The organism is Mycobacterium sp. E3251, assembly GCF_001666835.1.
GTDB lineage: Bacteria > Actinomycetota > Actinomycetes > Mycobacteriales > Mycobacteriaceae > Mycobacterium.
Window position 1 is genome coordinate 24,026 of the sequence record NZ_LZJF01000060.1, and the last position, 15,954, is coordinate 39,979.

17 protein-coding genes are annotated in these 15,954 nt (G+C 67.3%); 4 read left to right on the forward strand and 13 right to left on the reverse strand.

Annotated elements, in window-relative coordinates:
* Nucleotides 1-35 precede the first annotated feature (35 nt).
* Nucleotides 36-776 carry a glucose 1-dehydrogenase gene (locus A5697_RS08225; RefSeq protein ID WP_067946802.1) on the reverse strand — a complete coding sequence of 247 codons (741 nt, stop codon included), beginning with the start codon at nt 774-776 and terminating at the stop codon, nt 36-38.
* A gap of 16 nt (nt 777-792) precedes the next feature.
* A complete protein-coding gene (locus A5697_RS08230; protein ID WP_068009615.1) occupies nt 793-1,893 on the reverse strand; it encodes a diacylglycerol kinase in 1,101 nt (366 codons plus the stop codon).
* A 110-nt stretch (nt 1,894-2,003) separates the two neighbouring features.
* On the opposite strand from A5697_RS08230, the gene A5697_RS08235 reads away from it, so the two are divergent.
* Nucleotides 2,004-2,909, forward strand: coding sequence for an alpha/beta hydrolase (locus A5697_RS08235; RefSeq protein WP_068009618.1), 906 nt, complete (start codon nt 2,004-2,006; stop codon nt 2,907-2,909).
* On the opposite strand, the gene A5697_RS08240 is transcribed toward A5697_RS08235, so the two are convergent.
* The gene (locus A5697_RS08240; RefSeq protein WP_067946808.1) at nt 2,906-3,529 is read right to left on the reverse strand and encodes a TetR/AcrR family transcriptional regulator; all 624 of its coding nucleotides are present in this window, start codon (nt 3,527-3,529) and stop codon (nt 2,906-2,908) included. The two genes, A5697_RS08235 and A5697_RS08240, sit on opposite strands and share 4 nt — an antisense overlap.
* 164 nt (nt 3,530-3,693) lie before the next feature.
* On the opposite strand from A5697_RS08240, the gene A5697_RS27655 reads away from it, so the two are divergent.
* A complete protein-coding gene (locus A5697_RS27655) occupies nt 3,694-3,819 on the forward strand; it encodes a hypothetical protein (protein WP_090419821.1) in 126 nt (41 codons plus the stop codon).
* Between the two features lie 9 nt (nt 3,820-3,828).
* Here A5697_RS27655 and A5697_RS08245 read toward each other — a convergent pair whose 3' ends face one another.
* The 4 genes from A5697_RS08245 to A5697_RS08260 all read right to left on the reverse strand — a co-directional run bounded on the left by A5697_RS08245 (nt 3,829) and on the right by A5697_RS08260 (nt 7,371).
* Nucleotides 3,829-5,256, reverse strand: coding sequence for an NAD(P)(+) transhydrogenase (Re/Si-specific) subunit beta (locus A5697_RS08245; RefSeq protein ID WP_067946810.1), 1,428 nt, complete (start codon nt 5,254-5,256; stop codon nt 3,829-3,831).
* Nucleotides 5,253-5,582, reverse strand: a complete 330-nt coding sequence (locus tag A5697_RS08250; protein ID WP_066949393.1) for an NAD(P) transhydrogenase subunit alpha — start codon at nt 5,580-5,582, stop codon at nt 5,253-5,255. Before A5697_RS08250 ends, A5697_RS08245 begins: the two co-directional genes overlap by 4 nt.
* Nucleotides 5,583-5,584: 2 nt before the next feature.
* On the reverse strand, nt 5,585-6,682 hold the full coding sequence (locus A5697_RS08255; RefSeq protein WP_067946812.1) for a Re/Si-specific NAD(P)(+) transhydrogenase subunit alpha: 1,098 nt from the start codon (nt 6,680-6,682) through the stop codon (nt 5,585-5,587).
* A 227-nt stretch (nt 6,683-6,909) separates the two neighbouring features.
* Complete coding sequence (locus tag A5697_RS08260; RefSeq protein WP_067946953.1) at nt 6,910-7,371, reverse strand: nuclear transport factor 2 family protein; 462 nt, start codon at nt 7,369-7,371, stop codon at nt 6,910-6,912.
* A gap of 170 nt (nt 7,372-7,541) precedes the next feature.
* On the opposite strand from A5697_RS08260, the gene A5697_RS08265 reads away from it, so the two are divergent.
* Both A5697_RS08265 and A5697_RS08270 read left to right on the forward strand, forming a co-directional pair.
* The gene (locus A5697_RS08265; RefSeq protein ID WP_068009671.1) at nt 7,542-8,762 is read left to right on the forward strand and encodes an acyl-CoA dehydrogenase family protein; all 1,221 of its coding nucleotides are present in this window, start codon (nt 7,542-7,544) and stop codon (nt 8,760-8,762) included.
* Nucleotides 8,755-9,579, forward strand: a complete 825-nt coding sequence (locus A5697_RS08270; RefSeq protein WP_068009621.1) for a tyrosine-protein phosphatase — start codon at nt 8,755-8,757, stop codon at nt 9,577-9,579. The genes A5697_RS08265 and A5697_RS08270 overlap by 8 nt, the downstream gene beginning before the upstream one ends.
* 9 nt (nt 9,580-9,588) lie before the next feature.
* On the opposite strand, the gene A5697_RS08275 is transcribed toward A5697_RS08270, so the two are convergent.
* The 6 genes from A5697_RS08275 to A5697_RS08300 form a co-directional block, all read right to left on the reverse strand.
* Complete coding sequence (locus tag A5697_RS08275; RefSeq protein ID WP_067946816.1) at nt 9,589-10,449, reverse strand: SDR family oxidoreductase; 861 nt, start codon at nt 10,447-10,449, stop codon at nt 9,589-9,591.
* Nucleotides 10,450-10,503: 54 nt separating this feature from the next.
* Nucleotides 10,504-11,931 carry an aldehyde dehydrogenase family protein gene (locus A5697_RS08280; RefSeq protein WP_068009624.1) on the reverse strand — a complete coding sequence of 476 codons (1,428 nt, stop codon included), beginning with the start codon at nt 11,929-11,931 and terminating at the stop codon, nt 10,504-10,506.
* A gap of 248 nt (nt 11,932-12,179) precedes the next feature.
* Nucleotides 12,180-13,112 (reverse strand): class I SAM-dependent methyltransferase, encoded by a 933-nt coding sequence (locus A5697_RS08285; protein WP_156673214.1) that lies wholly within the window; start codon nt 13,110-13,112, stop codon nt 12,180-12,182.
* A 34-nt stretch (nt 13,113-13,146) separates the two neighbouring features.
* Nucleotides 13,147-14,088: a class I SAM-dependent methyltransferase gene (locus A5697_RS08290; protein WP_068009673.1), complete on the reverse strand. Its 942-nt coding sequence runs from the start codon at nt 14,086-14,088 to the stop codon at nt 13,147-13,149.
* A 75-nt stretch (nt 14,089-14,163) separates the two neighbouring features.
* Nucleotides 14,164-14,799: a TetR/AcrR family transcriptional regulator gene (locus A5697_RS08295; protein WP_067946822.1), complete on the reverse strand. Its 636-nt coding sequence runs from the start codon at nt 14,797-14,799 to the stop codon at nt 14,164-14,166.
* A gap of 2 nt (nt 14,800-14,801) precedes the next feature.
* Nucleotides 14,802-15,785: a pirin family protein gene (locus tag A5697_RS08300; RefSeq protein WP_068009629.1), complete on the reverse strand. Its 984-nt coding sequence runs from the start codon at nt 15,783-15,785 to the stop codon at nt 14,802-14,804.
* Nucleotides 15,786-15,954: the final 169 nt, after the last annotated feature.

The window sequence follows — 15,954 nt, forward strand, 5'->3', positions numbered from 1 at the left end:
CTCGCCGTGAGTGCACGCTCGGCGACGAACCGCCGCTAGAACTCCTTGTGATTCACGTCGGTGATCAGGCCACCGTCCATTATGAATTCGCTGCCGGTGGAGTAGGACGACTCGTCGCTGGCCAGGAAAAGGATGAACGTCGCGACTTCCCGAACCTCGCCCGGACGCCCCAGCGGGATCGTCACCATGTCCTCGGGCAGGTGGGCGGTCATCGGGGTGCGGATGAACCCCGGGTGCACGGAGTTCACCCGAATGTTGTGCGGCGCCAGCTCCAATGCCGCCGACTTCGCCAGTCCGCGCACCCCCCACTTGGAGGCGACGTAGGGGTGCACCATGGGCGCGCCGCGCAGGCCCTCGATGGAGGACACGTTGATGATCGAGCCGCCGCCGGCCGTGATCATCGGCTCGACCGCAGCCCGCATGCCCAGGAAGGTCCCGGTCAGGTTGACGTCAATCACCTTCTGCCACTTGGCCAGATCGAAGCTTTTCAACGGGCCGAGCGCGACGGTGCCGGCGTTGTTGACCAGCACGTTGAGCTTGCCGAATTCGCCGACCGCGGTGGCGACGGCGGCGTCCCACTGGTCGGGCTGGGTGACGTCGAGATGCACATAGCGCGCGGAGTCGCCGATCTCGTCGGCCAGCGCCTTGCCCTGGTCGTCGAGAATGTCGCCGATGACGACCTTGGCGCCTTCCTCGACGAGCAGGCGCGCGTCTTCGGCTCCCATACCGCCAGCGCCGCCACTGATCAGCGCTACCTTGCCGTCTACCCGACCCACGCGGGTCTCCTTTCGTTTAGGTGGTCACCAAAGTGCTTGGTGCGTAAAGGCCTTTGCCGGTTATCAGCGGCAGGTCGAGGGTGCTCCGGATGCCCGGCGGTGCCGCGATCACCGCCGGAATGGCGTTGACGATGCGGCCCGCGGCGCCGGCGATCGCGGCGTGGTTGTGGTCGCCCTTGCGACTGCTCGGGACGATGTCGACGGCGCACGACGGCTCCCCGGTGATCTCGACGCGGTAGGAGCCGTCGCCCGCGGCGGGCTGGGGTAGGTCGGGGCGCAGGTCCGGCCGCAACCGGGTGACGTGTTCGATGACGATGGCGGGGTGGCCCTTGACCATGCCGCGAATCTCGAACTGCAGTACGGCCACCGTGCCCTTGGCCACGTGGCCGACCGCGATGTCGAAATCCTCGGGCGCGGGCTCGCGCTGGTAGGACTCGGTGATCTCGTCGACCTCGATGCCGAGACCGGCCGCCAGCTGACGGATCGCGGTTCCCCAGGCGATGCTGAGGATGCCCGGCTGCAGCAGCATGGGGATCTCGTCCATGGGCTTGGCGAATCCCATGTAGTCCATGACCTCGGTACCGTTGTACGACGCGTAGTCGTGAATCTCCATGCAGCGCACCTGATCGATGCGCTGGCAGGTCCCGGCCAGCACGAACGGAATCAGGTCGTTGGCGAATCCCGGGTCCACACCACTGATGAAGATGCTCGAATTGCCTTGCTTGGCAGCGTCTTCCACGCGAGCGATGTACTTGTCGGGCATCACGCCCCACGGGTATTGCAGGAGCCCCGGCGAGGAGCCGACGACGTTGATGCCGGCGGCCAGGATGCGCATCACGTCGGCCATCGCGTCGGGCAGCCGGGTGTCGCCCATGGCGCAGTAAACGACGCACTCGGGCTTCGCGGCGATGATGGCATCCAGATCCGCGACGGCCTTGACGCCGGTCACGGCGCCCGCATCCAAGCCGACACCGCACAGCTCGCCGGCGTCCCTGCCGACCTTCTCCGGGGTGGACACGCAGACGCCCGTCAGCTCGAATTGCGGGTTGGTGATCAGTTCGGCCAGGGCTAACCCTCCGACGTTTCCGGTACCGACGTGCGCGACGCGGATCGCCATGAGAGTCTCCGTCCTCTGAGCGCTCAAAACTTTTCTAGACACTAGTCCACAAAATTTGTGGCGCATACCGGCGGACCGACCCTGGACTCCTCGGGCAGAATGACTCGCCGATGACAGAACGCGAAGACGTCCAATTCCCCTCCGGTGGCGATCTGATCAGCGCCTGGCTCTACCGGCCCGCTGGCGAAGGCCCCACCCCGCTTCTGGTGATGGCGCACGGCCTGGGCGGGGTGCGCACGATGCGGCTCGACGCCTACGCCGAGCGATTCAGCGCGGCAGGTTACGCCTGCCTCGTGTTCGACTATCGCAATTTCGGCGACAGCGAGGGCCGGCCGCGCCAGGTGCTCGATATCGGGCTGCAGCTGGCCGACTGGGCCGCGGCGGTCGCCTACGCCCGCACCCTCACCGGAATCGATCCCAAACGAATCGCGTTGTGGGGCACTTCTTTTGCCGGCGGGCATGTGATCGCCACGGCGGCCCGGCTGCCGGGTATCGCCGCGGCGGTCGTCCAATGCCCCTTCACCGACGGTCTCGCGTCCGCGCGCACCATCAGCAACCCGTTGATCACGGCACGCATCACCGCGCGGGCGGTGCGCGACGCCGTCGGGGCCCGGTTGGGCCGCGCCCCGGTTATGGTCGCGACCGCGGGCCGGCCCGATGAGGTCGCGTTGTTGAACGCTCCCGACGCGTATGCCGGCTATCTGCGCCTGGTTCCCCACGGGGTGGAGCTACGCAACGAAGTCGCCGCCCGCATCGCGTTGCAGGTCTTCACCTATCGTCCGGGACGTCTCACGCCCAAGATCACCTGCCCGATCCTGTTCTGCGTGTGCGAAGCCGACTCGGTGGCTCCGGCGGCGGCGACGCTGCGCCATGCGGCCAAGGCCCCGCGCGGTGAGGTCAAGCTTTATCCCGAGGGCCATTTCGCGATCTACGTCGACGAGGCGTTCGAGCGTGTCGTGGCCGACCAGCTCGCCTTCCTCGACAAGCACCTGAAGGGCGCGGCGTCGCCGGGCTAGGGGCCGAGCGGAGAACTCGTGCGGATCGCTTCGTCGCGGATCAGGCCGCGCAGTAGTGCGGTGCTGAACTCGGCCGCGATCTCCTTGGCGCTGCGCCGACCGCTCGGCCGCAGCCACCGGTAGGCGCCGAGCGTCATGCCGATGTATCCGAGCGCCAGGACGTGGGAGTCGCACGGGTAGAACTCGCCGCTGGCGATCCCGCGGTCGATGAGGCCGTGCACGTGCTGGTAGACCTGGGCTTCCTTCTCGCGGACCTCGGCCACCTGTTCGCTGGTGAACCATTCGGTGATGTACGGCTGTTCTTGGAAGTACACGGCGGCGCGCTCGGGATCGCTTGCGATGCCGGTGAGCAGGCGGACGGTGTACTGGTAGAGCGCCTCGCGGGCCGTCCAGGACGGGTCGTCGTGGACGGCGGCCAGCGTGCCCTCGGCGGCCTGCCGGTAGATGTCGAACAAGATCAGGGATTTGCTGGCGTAGTAGTGGTAGACCGTCGCCTTGTTCAACCCGATCACGTCGGCGACGTCGTCCATCCGGGTCCCGTGGTAGCCACGGGCGGCGAACAGCTTGGTCGCAACAGCCAGCAACTCCTCGCGCCGCGTAAGTCCGCTCTCGGATGGCATCTGTTCTCGCTATCTTCAATGCCGGGCCGGATGTCGGGTGCCAGGCAAGGCCCATTATCAATCAACTGGTTGGACAGTCTAGGCAAACGCCAGGTGTCGTCCCGACGAGGATGGGACTAGACTCGCTTCACGAAAGCTCAAGTCGCGACTGGAGGGGTGGCCTCATGGATCCGAACCCGGACTACGACGCTAGCGACGAAATCGAGTTCTTCTTCCGCTACGTGCCGTGGGGTCTGCGCGGCGTCGTCGACGGCAACGGCTACCCGCCGCCCGCCTACCCGCCGGTCTAGCCGGCGCCGCTAGAGCGCTTTCAGTTCCTCGGCGACCTCGGTCACCGACTTCTTCGCATCCCCGAACAGCATCGTCGTCCCGTCGGCGTAGAACAGCGGGTTGTCGATGCCCGCGAACCCGGAATTCATCGACCGCTTGAGCACGATCACCGACTTGGCTTTGTCCACGTTCAGGATGGGCATGCCGTATATCGGACTCGATTGCTCGTTGCGGGCCGCCGGGTTGGTGACGTCGTTGGCGCCGATGACGATCGCGACGTCGGTGCGGGAGAACTCGTCGTTGATGTCGTCCATGTCCTTCATGGCGTCGTAGTCGACTTCCGCCTCGGCCAGCAGCACGTTCATGTGACCGGGCATCCGCCCCGCGACCGGGTGAATGGCGTACTTCACCGGCACGCCCTTTTCCTCCAGCAGGCTGGCCATGTCCTTGACGGCGTGCTGGGCCTGCGCGACCGCCAAGCCGTAGCCGGGCACCACGATCACCTGGTTGGCGTACGCCATCTGGATCGCGGCGTCGGCGGCCGAGGTCGCCTTGACGTGTTTGTCGCCGCCGTCCCCGCCGGCGCCCGGGGCCACGCCCCCACCGCCGAAACCGCCGGCGACGATCGCCGGGATGGAACGGTTCATCGCCTTGGCCATCAGGTTGGTCAGGATCGAACCGGACGCGCCGACGATCATGCCGGCCACGATCATCGCGGTGTTGTTGAGCGCCAGACCGGCCGCCGCGGCCGACAGCCCGGTCATCGCGTTGAGCAGCGAGATGACCACCGGCATGTCGGCGCCGCCGATGGGCAGCACCACCATCAGGCCGAGCACACCCGCGGCGACGAGGAGGCCGATCATCCACCAGAGCGACGCCCCACCTGTCCCGGGATGGGCGTGGATGCCGACGATGACCGCGGCGGCCACCGCCGCCGCCAGCAGCAGCAGGTTGATCGGTTGCTGAACCTTGCCGAAGCCGATCGGCGAGCCGGAGATGATCTCCTGCAGCTTGCCGAAGGCGATGATCGATCCCCAGAACGAGATCGACCCGATGATCGCGGCGAACAGCGACGCGACCACGATGTGAACGGTCGGCGACTCCCCGTGTTGGAACGCCGAAAATCCTTTGGTCTCAATGAATTCCGCCAGCGCGATGAGCGCGACGGTGCCGCCGCCGACGCCGTTGAAGAACGCCACCAGCTGCGGCATGGCGGTCATCTTGGTCAGCCGCGCCGGCGGCACACCAAGCACGACGCCCACGACCAGGCCGGCGATGATGAGCACCCACGACTCGGTGTGCCGGATCTTGATCAGGGTCGCGGCGACCGCGATGGCCATGCCGACCGCGGCGATCAGGTTGCCCCGCACCGCGGTCTTGGGCCCGGTCAGGCCCATCAAGCCGTAGATGAAGAGGGCGAACGAAATGATGTAGAGAACGGTGACCAAATAGTTCATTTCGCCGCCAGGTCTTCGGTCTTTACGGGCGCGGCCTTCTTCTTGCCTTTGAACATGCCCAGCATCCGGTCGGTGACGATGAAGCCGCCGATCACGTTGAGCGTCCCGAACACCACCGCGACGAACAGGATGATCTGCACCGCCAGCGATGGATGTTCAACCTCGCCGAAGACCACCAGCGCGCCGAGCACCACGATGCCGTGGATGGCGTTGGTCCCCGACATCAGCGGCGTGTGCAGCGTGTTGGGCACCTTGGAAATGACCGCGAACCCGACGAACCCGGACAGCACCAGGATCGCCAGATTGGCCAACAGCTCGTCGTACATGTCTAGGAGTCCTCTTTTCCGGCCCGCGTGACACAGGCCGCCGCGACGACCTCGTCGTCGAAGTCGGGGGCCAGCTTGCCGTCTTTGATCAACAGGTCCAGGAGCGCCGTGATGTTCTTGCTGTAGAGCTCGCTGGCGTGCTCGGGCATGGTTGCCGGCAGGTTCAGCGGCGAGGCGATGGTGACGTCGTGCTTGACGACCGTCCGCCCCGGTTCGGTCAGTTCGCAGTTGCCCCCGGTCTCCCCCGCCAGGTCGACCACCACGCTGCCGGGCTTCATCGACTCCACCGCCGCGGCGGTCACCAGCCGCGGCGCGGGGCGCCCCGGGACCAACGCGGTGGTGATCACCACGTCGAACCCGGCGATCGCCTTCTCCAGGGATTCCTGCTGCTGGGCGCGTTCTTCCTCGGTGAGCTCGCGGGCGTACCCGCCCTCACCGGCCGCGTCGATGCCGATGTCGAGCCACTGGGCTCCCACCGAACGGACCTGGTCGGCAACCTCCGGGCGCACGTCGTAGCCGGAGGTGCGCGCGCCCAGCCGCTTGGCCGTCGCCAGCGCCTGCAACCCGGCCACCCCGACGCCGAGCACCAGCACGCTCGCCGGCTTCACGGTGCCGGCCGCGGTCGTCAGCATCGGGAAGAACCGGGTCGACTCGGACGCCGCCAGTAGCACGGCCTTATAGCCGGCGACGTTGGCCTGCGACGACAGCGCATCCATGACCTGGGCGCGCGAGATCCGCGGGATCGCCTCGAGCGCGAACGCCTGCACCCCGGCCTCGGTGAGGGCGCCGATCGAGTTGTCGGCGTTGCGCGGCGCCAGGAACCCGATCAAGGTCTGCCCGCGGCGCAACCTGCCGACCTCCTCTTTGGTCGGCGGCGCCACCTTGACGACGACGTCGGCGGCCCAGGCGTCCCCGATGCTGGCGCCGGCCTCGGTGTAGAGCTGGTCAGGGAGCAACGCGCCCTCGCCCGCGCCCGACTCGACCACCACGGCCACACCGCCGCTGATCAGCGCCGCCACCGCCTTGGGTACCAGCGCGACCCGTCGCTCGTCGGACCCGGACTCGGCGACCACCCCTACCGTCGTCTGCGCATCTGTCATGGCGCGTACATCTGCTTTCCCGCACTTTCCTGCCGTTTGATGTGCCGCTGGCTGGCCGCACGCTTCGCTACCTTAACGCCTGCCGGGTTTCGCCCCGGACGTGCGATCGACCGGGCGGGACACCACCGGCGCGGCAGATGGACTCCCGTCGATGGTTCGTTACCCGAGGCGCACGCAGTAGCGGCCGCGGCGTTGTGGACCCACAAGACCGCGTTGTGGCCGGTTGGCTACCAGAGCGGGATGTCCTGCCCGTGTTCCGCCGCCGGCCGGGGCCCGAAGTAGCGGCGTTCGGACTCGTCGATCCGCACGTCGTTGATGCTGGCCTCGCGGCGCGCCATCAACCCCGACGGCGAGAACTCCCACAGCTCGTTGCCGTAGCTGCGATACCACTGGCCGCTGGCGTCGTGGCACTCGTACTGAAACCGCACGGCGATCCGGTTGCCGTGGAAGTCCCACAAACTTTTTCGCAACGCGTAGTCGAGCTCGCGCTGCCACTTGCGGGTCAGGAACGCCACGATCGCTTCCCGGCCCACGACATGTTCGTCGCGATTGCGCCACTGCGAGTCGGGCGTGTACGCCAGGCTGACGCGGTGCGGATCGCAGGTGTTCCACGCGTCCTCGGCGGCCTGCACCTTCTCCAGGGCGGTCTCAGCGGTGAACGGGGGGAACGGCGGACGGGATTCGGTCATGGCGTCCATCGTGCGCCGTCGCGATCGCGGACCACACCTCGAGCCTGCAATCAGGCACACTCCTCGCGGCGTGTCGTGTGCGTGGTTTCAGTGTCGCGAAGGTGACCAATAAGGCTCGGCCATATGGGCCGTCGCGGCACGTGTCCTATGGTGGCGGCATGGACTTCGCGATGTCGGCCAAAGCCAACGATTACCACAAGCGATTGACCGACTTCGTGACCGAGCACGTCTTCCCGGCCGAGGCCGAATACGACAAGTACCGAGACGAGGCCGGCCCCAACGATCACACGGTCCCGCCGATCATCGAGGAGCTCAAGACCAAGGCCCGGGAGCGCGGCCTGTGGAACCTGTTCCTGCCGGCCGAGTCGGGTTTGACCAACCTGGAATACGCGCCCCTGGCCGAGATCAGCGGCTGGAGCCTGGAGATCGCCCCCGAGGCGCTCAACTGCGCGGCGCCCGACACCGGCAACATGGAGACCCTGCACCTGTTCGCCACCGAGGAACAGCGCAAGCAGTGGCTGGAGCCGTTGCTCAACGGTGAGATCCGCAGCGGCTTTTCGATGACCGAGCCGGCGGTCGCCAGCAGCGACGCCCGCAACATCGAGACCTCCATCGTGCGCGACGGTGGCGACTACGTGATCAACGGCCGCAAGTGGTGGACGTCGGGGGCGTCCGACCCGCGCTGCAAGATCCTCATCGTGATGGGCCGCACCAACCCCGAGGCGGCAAGCCACCAGCAGCAGTCGATGGTGCTGGTGCCGATTGACACGCCGGGCGTGACCGTGGTCCGCTCCACCACGGTGTTCGGCTTCCAGGACCAGCCGGGGCACTGCGAGATCATCTACGACAACGTCCGGGTGCCCGTCACCAACCTGCTGGGCGAAGAGGGCGGGGGCTTCGCGATCGCGCAGGCGAGGCTGGGCCCGGGCCGCATCCACCACTGCATGCGTGCGCTGGGCGGCTCCGAACGGGCGCTGGCCCTGATGGTGGACCGGGCGCAGAACCGGGTGGCATTCGGCCGCCCGCTGGCCGAGCAGGGCGTGGTGCGCGAGGCGATTGCCAAGTCCCGCAACGAGATCGATCAGGCGCGGCTGTTGTGCGAGAAGGCGGCGTGGACGATCGACCAGCATGGGAATAAGGCCGCGCACACGCTGGTCTCGCAGATCAAGGCGGTCGCGCCGCAGGTGGCGTGCAACGTGATCGACCGTGCTATTCAGGTGCACGGGGCCGCGGGCGTCAGCGAGGACACGGTGCTGGCCCGCATGTACGCCTGGCACCGGGCGATGCGCCTCTTCGACGGTCCCGACGAGGTACACATGCGGACCATCGCGCGCGCCGAGCTCGGCCGGGAGAAGTCCCCGCTCGCCGCGGCGGTCACCTCGCATGACTGAAACACTGCGGGAGCTGTCCGGCGCGTGGAACTTTCGCGATGTCGCCGATGAGACACCCGGGCTACGGCCCGGACGGCTGTTCCGGTCCGGTGAGCTAAGCCGCCTCGACGACGAGGGCCGCGCGACACTGCGCGAGTTGGCCATCACCGACGTCGCCGATCTGCGCGCCGCACGCGAGGTTGCCCGCCGCGGACCGGGATTGGTTCCCGACGGCGTCGACATCCATCTGCTGCCCTTTCCCGACCTTGGTGACGAGGAGCAGACCGAAGACGACGCGCCACACGAGACCGCGTTTCGGCGGCTGTTCGCTGGCGATCCCGACCAGTCCGACGAGGCCGTCAACGAGGCGGCCGTCCGCCACATGATCGACGAATACCGGCAATTCCCGTTTCGCAACGGAGCGCAACGCGCTGTGCACCATGTCTTTTCGTTGCTGGCAGCCGGGCGTGCGGTGCTCACCCACTGCTTTGCGGGCAAGGACCGCACCGGCTTTGTGATCGCCACGGTGCTGGAGACGGTCGGCATCGATCGCGACACCATCGTCGCCGACTACCTGCGCAGCAACGCCGCGGTACCTCAACTGCGAGACCACATCTACGAGATGATCCAGCAGCGCTCCGACGTCGAGCTGACCCCGGAGGTCGTGACGTTCACCAAGGCGCGCCTCGCCGACGGTGTCCTCGGCGTCCGCCCGGAGTATCTGGCGGCCGCGCGCCAAGCGATCGATGAGACGTACGGCTCGCTGGACGCCTATCTGCGCGACGCAGGCATTGCGCAGGCGGTGGTGGACCGCCTGCGCAACGAACTGCTCGTCTGACCCGGACCGCTACAGCTTGAAGTTGGCCTGCTTGGCCGCGGACAGGTCGTCGATCTCCGACCAGTGTGAGGCGACGTCCTCGACCGTCGGCGGCTTGTCGAAGTTGGCGCCCTCGTTCTGGAACAGCGCCACCCGCTGCACCTTGCCCCCGCCGACGACGAAAACCGAAGCGGTGTTGGGGTTTTCCTCGGTGCACAGGTAGGCCACCACCGGCGCGACATACTCGGGCGTCAGCTTCTCGAGCACCTCCTTGGGCAGGATGTCCTCGGTCATCCGGGTGGCCGCGATCGGCGCGACGGCGTTGGCGTGGATGTTGTACTTCGCCCCCTCCTGCGCCAGCGTGTTGATCATGCCGACCAGGCCCAGTTTGGCCGCGCCGTAGTTGGTCTGCCCGAAGTTGCCGAACAGGCCGCTGGTGGAAGTGGCGACGACGACCCGGCCGTAGCTCTGCTCCCGGAAATGCGGCCAGGCGGCGCGCAGCACGTTGTACCCGCCGTACAGGTGCACCTTGAGCACGGCGTCCCAGTTCTCGAACGTCATCTTGTGGAAGGTGCCGTCACGCAGGATCCCGGCGTTGCTCACCACGCCGTGCACGGCGCCGAACTCGTCGAGTGCCGTCTTGATGATGTTCGCGGCGCCCTCGGGCTCGGCGACGCTGTCGTAGTTGGCGACCGCCCGGCCACCGGCGTCCTTGATCTCGTTGACGACCTGGTCGGCCATGTTGTGGCCGGCGCCCGTGCCGTCCCGGGACCCGCCGAGGTCGTTGACGACGACGTTGGCCCCCTCGCGGGCCAGGGTCAGGGCGTATTCACGGCCCAGCCCCCCGCCGGCTCCGGTGACGACGATGACACGATCCTGCACTCCGGGCATCAGGTTCCTCTCTGAAGTGAAAACTACGGCCTAGCAAGCGAATTGGAGCAGTGGTCAGAACATCCGGCGGGCCATCTTGAAGGCCCGCGCCGTGTACGGCGGGTAGATGAAGCTGGACAGGTCGGGCCGGGTCGGCTTGGTCAACACCGACTTGCGGTGGCTGAACTCCTCGAAGCCGTAGCGCCCGTGATAGGCGCCCATGCCCGATGCGCCGACACCGCCGAACGGCAGCTTGGCCGTCGACACCTGGAAGGCGAGGTGATTGACCAGCATGCCGCCCGCCGGCACCTCCTTGATCACCCGCTCGCGGGTCTCGCGCGTCTTGGTGAACAGGTAGGCGGACAACGGCTTGGGCCGCGAGTTGATGAAACGTATTGCGTCATCAAGGGATTGGACGGTGATGACCGGCAGCACAGGTCCGAAGATCTCGTTCTGCATCAGCGGTCCGTCCGGGTCGGGGTCGACCACGACGGCGGGCTGGATGCGCAGGCTCGACGGGTCACATTTGCCGCCGACGACGACCGTGCCGTCCCCGCCGGCCAGGTAGCCGCTGATCCGGTCGAACTGACGCTGGTTGACGATCCGCATTCCGTCGGGCTTGTCCGACGTGAACTTCGTGATGGCCGCGCCGATCTTGCTCACCAGTTCGTCGCGGATCTTGGCGTCCGCCAACACGTAGTCGGGGGCCACACACGTCTGGCCGGCGTTTAGCAGCTTCATCCAGGCGATCCGCTTGGCCGCCACGTCCACGTCCGCGTCGGCCGCCACGATCACCGGGCTCTTGCCGCCGAGTTCCAGCGTGCACGGCGTCAGATGCGGCGCGGCGCCTTCGTAGACCTTGCGACCGATCTCGGTGCCGCCGGTGAACAGCAGGCGGTCCAGGCCCTGCGCGATGAGTTCCTGGCTGACCGAACCGTCGCCCTCCACCACGGCGATCGCGTCGTTGTCGAGGTATTCGGGCACCAGCTCGGCCATTAGCAGCGCGGACGCGGCGGCGATCTCCGAGGGCTTGAGGATGACGGCGTTACCCGCGGCGATCGCGCCGACCGCCGGGCCCAGCGTCAGATAGAACGGGTAGTTCCACGCACCGATGATCAGCACGGTGCCGTAGGGCTCGTATTCGATCCAACCGCGGCCGGGGAGCTGCGGCATCTCGAGCAGCTGATACCTGCGGCGCGTCCACTTGCGAACCCGCTTGGCCGCATACTTCGCTTCGCCTGCCGTCGTTGCGATGTCGGCGATGAACGCCTCGAACGGGCTGCGGTCGAGATCGGTGGCGAGAGCGTCCGCGATGGCCGCCTCGTTCTCTTCCATCAGCTTGGCCAGCTGCAATAACTGGCGTTTGCGCCACTCGACGTCGCGGGTGCGCCCGCTGGCGAAGGTCTTGCGCAACCGCGCCACGGTCGCGGGGATGTTCGCCGGCTGAGGTGCCGGCGCGCCATTGGCGGCGGATGTCGTGGGTGTAACCGATTCGGTGGTCATCGTTGTCCTTCCCCTGCTTCGGTCATCCCCGATGCGCCCGCTGCTCATCTCACGAGCGCTCATGGGTGATAACCGCGATCCTAACCATCCGGTTGGGAGAGCAGTAGAAAGGATCTGACCCGGCGAACCGGCTCAGGGTTTGGCCGCCGTCACGAAACTGTTCGCGAACGGCCGGTCCTCCGGTTGCCTCACCGCGGTGGCGCCGACGCTGGTGGCGACGTCCCAGGAGTCGTCCAGCGTGCGGGGCATTACATCCGCTCGGCGATGACGAAGTCGGAGAAGGCGTCCTTGTCGTCGGCCAGGGGGACGTTCTCGATCCAGCGGCCCAGCCGGCGCATCTCGTCCGTCGAGCGCTGCGCCCGAGCACGCCAGCCGTGGTTGTTGAGCCAGTCGGTGACGTTCGCCCGGTGCTCGTCGCGGTACATCAGCTCGCCGACGTCGACGGTCTCTTCGATGCCCAGTTCGTCGGCGACCCTCCTGAACCGCTCGCGCATCTGCTGCCGGCGCTCGTCGGCGTGTGCGGGCGCGGTCTCCGCCGAGACCCGGCTTCCGGCCGGGCTCAGCTCGCCGATCTGGGTGAACAACCGGTCTTGTGCCTCGGCCGGCAGGTACATCAGCAGGCCCTCGGCCAGCCACGCGGTCCGCGCCGTCGGGTCGAAGCCCGCGTCGCGCAGCGCGGCCGGCCAGTCCTGCCGCAGGTCGATGGCCACCGCGCGGCGCTCCGCCGAAGGCGCCACGCCGTTTTCCGCCAGCGTCGCGGACTTGTACTCCAGGACCTGGGGCTGGTCGATCTCGTACACCACGGTGCCGGCGGGCCAGTCCAGGCGGTATGCCCGCGAATCCAGGCCCGACGCCAGGATTACCACCTGCCGGATTCCGGCGGCGACGGCGTCCTTGAAGTAGGTGTCGAAGAAATGGGTGCGCACCGCCTGATAGCCGCGCATGTGCTCGAGCTGCGCCGCGGAGTCGGCGTCGAGGGATTCGATCTTGGCCGCGACGTCGGGGTCGAGCATGTGCTCCCACAAGACCCCGGCACCGGCGTTGGTGACCAGAAGTTTGGCGTACGGGTCGCGGATGAGGGCGTCGGTCCGTTCGGTCTCGACGGCCCGGGCGGCGGCGACCATCACCGCGGTACTGCCGACGCTGGTCTTGATGTCCCAGGTGTCGTCGTGGGTGCGCAGTGAGCTCATTGGGTTGCTCCTTGATCCTCGGAAGTCAGGCGGTCGGCTCGCCGAGGTGCGCCCGCAGCAGCGCGCTGCGCACGGCGTCTTCGGCCAGGTCTTCGGGTACCGGGCGGCCCAGCCGGGCCATTTCGTCGCGGTTGTCCACGGCCTGCACCTGCCAGCCGTGGTCGGTCAGCCACTGGGCCGCGTCCGAGCGGTCCGGCTCGTGATAGGTCAGCGCCTGCACGTTGACGTCCAGGCCGAGCCGCTCCCGCATCCGCAGCCAGCGCTGTGAATTGCTTCGCGAGTTGAGGCCGAACGCCTCGATGGCGACCCGGCTGCGCGGGGCGCTGAGAGCCGTGAACATCTCGAACAGGCGGTCTTGCGCGTCACTTGGCAGGTACGGGAGCAAGCCCTCCGCGAGCCATGCGGTCGGTTGCGTGCGGTCGAAGCCCGCCGCGGCCAACGCCGCGGGCCAGTCGTCGCGCAGGTCGACGGGGACCGGGCGGCGGCTGGCGGCGGGGGCGGCGCCGTGCTGCTGCAGAATTTCCGTCTTGTATTCGAGCACCTTCGGCTGGTCGATCTCGTAGACCGCGGTGCCGGCCGGCCAATCCAGGCGGTAGGCCCTCGAGTCCAAGCCGGCGGCCAGGATGACAACCTGGCGAATCCCGGCCTTCACGGCGTCGGCGAAGTACTCGTCGAAGAAGTGGGTGCGCACGGCTTGGTAGTCGATGCCGATCCGATGCGCGCGGCGGCCCTGCTCGTCGCCGTCGAGCCAGGCCAATTCGGGGTCGGCGAGCCGGGCCCATGCCGGGCCAGCCGACGAGACCAGGACGCGAGCGAACTCGTCGCGGATCAAGGGGTTGCTTCCCGCGGTTTCCGCCGCGCGCGACGCGGCGACGCCCAGCGCGGTGGCGCCGACGAGTTCGGTGATGGCCCAGCTGTCGCCGGCGGATCTCAAGGAAGGCGGTAACGACGCGTCCACATCAGTCATGACGGGCGCCATGTTACCGGGATAAGTTAGTTAGCCTATACGCTTTGTGCGCAACTTCACTGTCCGCGCGAGGGGCTAAGCTCCCGGCCGCAGAAGTCCGCCTTCCATCAGCTGGCGCAGCATTCCGGTCACAGCCAGCATCTGCTGGGGGCTCTCCACCCACCCCGCGTACAAGCCGACGCCGCACATGATGACGACCAGCGACTCGATCAGCGCCGACGCGTCGATGTCAGCGGCGACCTCGCCGCGCTCGATCGCGTCCCCGACGACTCGGTCCAGAAATTCCCGGACCGCCCGGACTGACTCGTTTTCGGTCTTGTTCCATTCCGGGTGCCGCTGCGACTCGAGCACCCCGGAAATTATCAGCGCCGACCCGGCGGGATTCTCGGAATTCGCTTGCACCGCGGCGGTGATGAATGCCGTCAGCTGCGCCGCCAGTGTGGTTTCGCGGTTGGCAACTTTGATGCCGGTTCCGATGATGGCTTCGTTGGTTTGCTCCAATACCTCGCGATACAGGGCGCGCTTGCTGGAGAAGTAATGGTTGATGGCCGGGCGCGTCAGATCGGCGCGGGCCGCGATAGCCTGGAACGTCGCGCCGTCGTAGCCGCGCTCGCTGAACACCAGGCGGGCGGCCCGCATGATCCGCTGGCGCGTCTCATCCGCCTTTGCGGCAGGGGGGCGTCCTGGCCTGCGACCCGCCCCTGAAGACATCGTTAAAGTGTGCCACCGCCACGGTGCGGCATTAGCGCATTTGGCGGAATGCTGCCAAACTTCCCGGCCTGGTAGTCCTGCACCGCCTCGACCAATTCCGCGCGCGAGTTCATTACGAAAGGCCCGTAGTGGAATACCGGCTCGCGAATGGGTCGGCCGCCCAGAATCAGCACATCCATCGCGGTGGTGCGCGACGATTCCTGCGCCGGGTCGGCGCCCACCGTGATCCGATCCCCGGGGCCCAGCACCGCCAATTGGCCCTCGCGAATCGGGTGAGCGACCGGGCCGACGTATCCGCTGCCGGACAACACGTATACGAGCGCATTGAAATCGCGTAGCCACGGCAGGTTGAGTCGGGCGCCGGTTTCGATCGTGGCGTGGGCGAGCGTGATCGGCGTGTGAGTGATCCCTGGGCCGCGATGACCGCCGATTTCGCCCGCGATGATGCGGACTAGCGCCCCGCCGTCCTCGGACGAGATCAGCTTCGCGTCGCCACCTTCGATGGCCTGATACCGAGGCGGCGCGAATTTGTCTCGCTTCGGCAGATTCACCCACAACTGGATGCCATGAAAGAGGCCTCCGCTATCGACCAGTTCCGCGGGCGGCGTCTCGATATGCAGGATCCCCGAACCGGCGGTCATCCACTGCGTCGCGCCGTCGGTGATCAGGCCGCCACCGCCATGGGAGTCCTGGTGGGCGAACTTGCCGTCGATCATGTAGGTGACCGTCTCGAACCCGCGGTGCGGGTGCCAGTCCGTGCCCCTGGGCTCGCCGGGCTCGTACTCCACCGCGCCCATCTGGTCCATGTGCACAAAGGGGTCCAGGGCGGCGGCGCTGACCCCGGCGAAGGCGCGGACGACGGGAAAGCCCTCGCCCTCGTAGCCGCGCGGTCCGGTGGTGATCGACCGGACCGGGCGCTCGGTGTCGGCGGGTGCGGCGGAACCGACGCGGGGCAACGTCAACGTGTTGGCCGTGACAGCGGGCATGTGACCTCCAGAAATGAGAACTACCCCGCATAACCGGACTACGGTCCAGTTATTCCCCGGCGCTGCCGTCGCGGCGAATAGTTGCGTAGTGCAATATTTGCTGCAGTAGATGGTCGCAGCGGCGTGCCCGATCCGGAGGCGGTCGACAAGCAAAGTGAGGCCGTCGGGG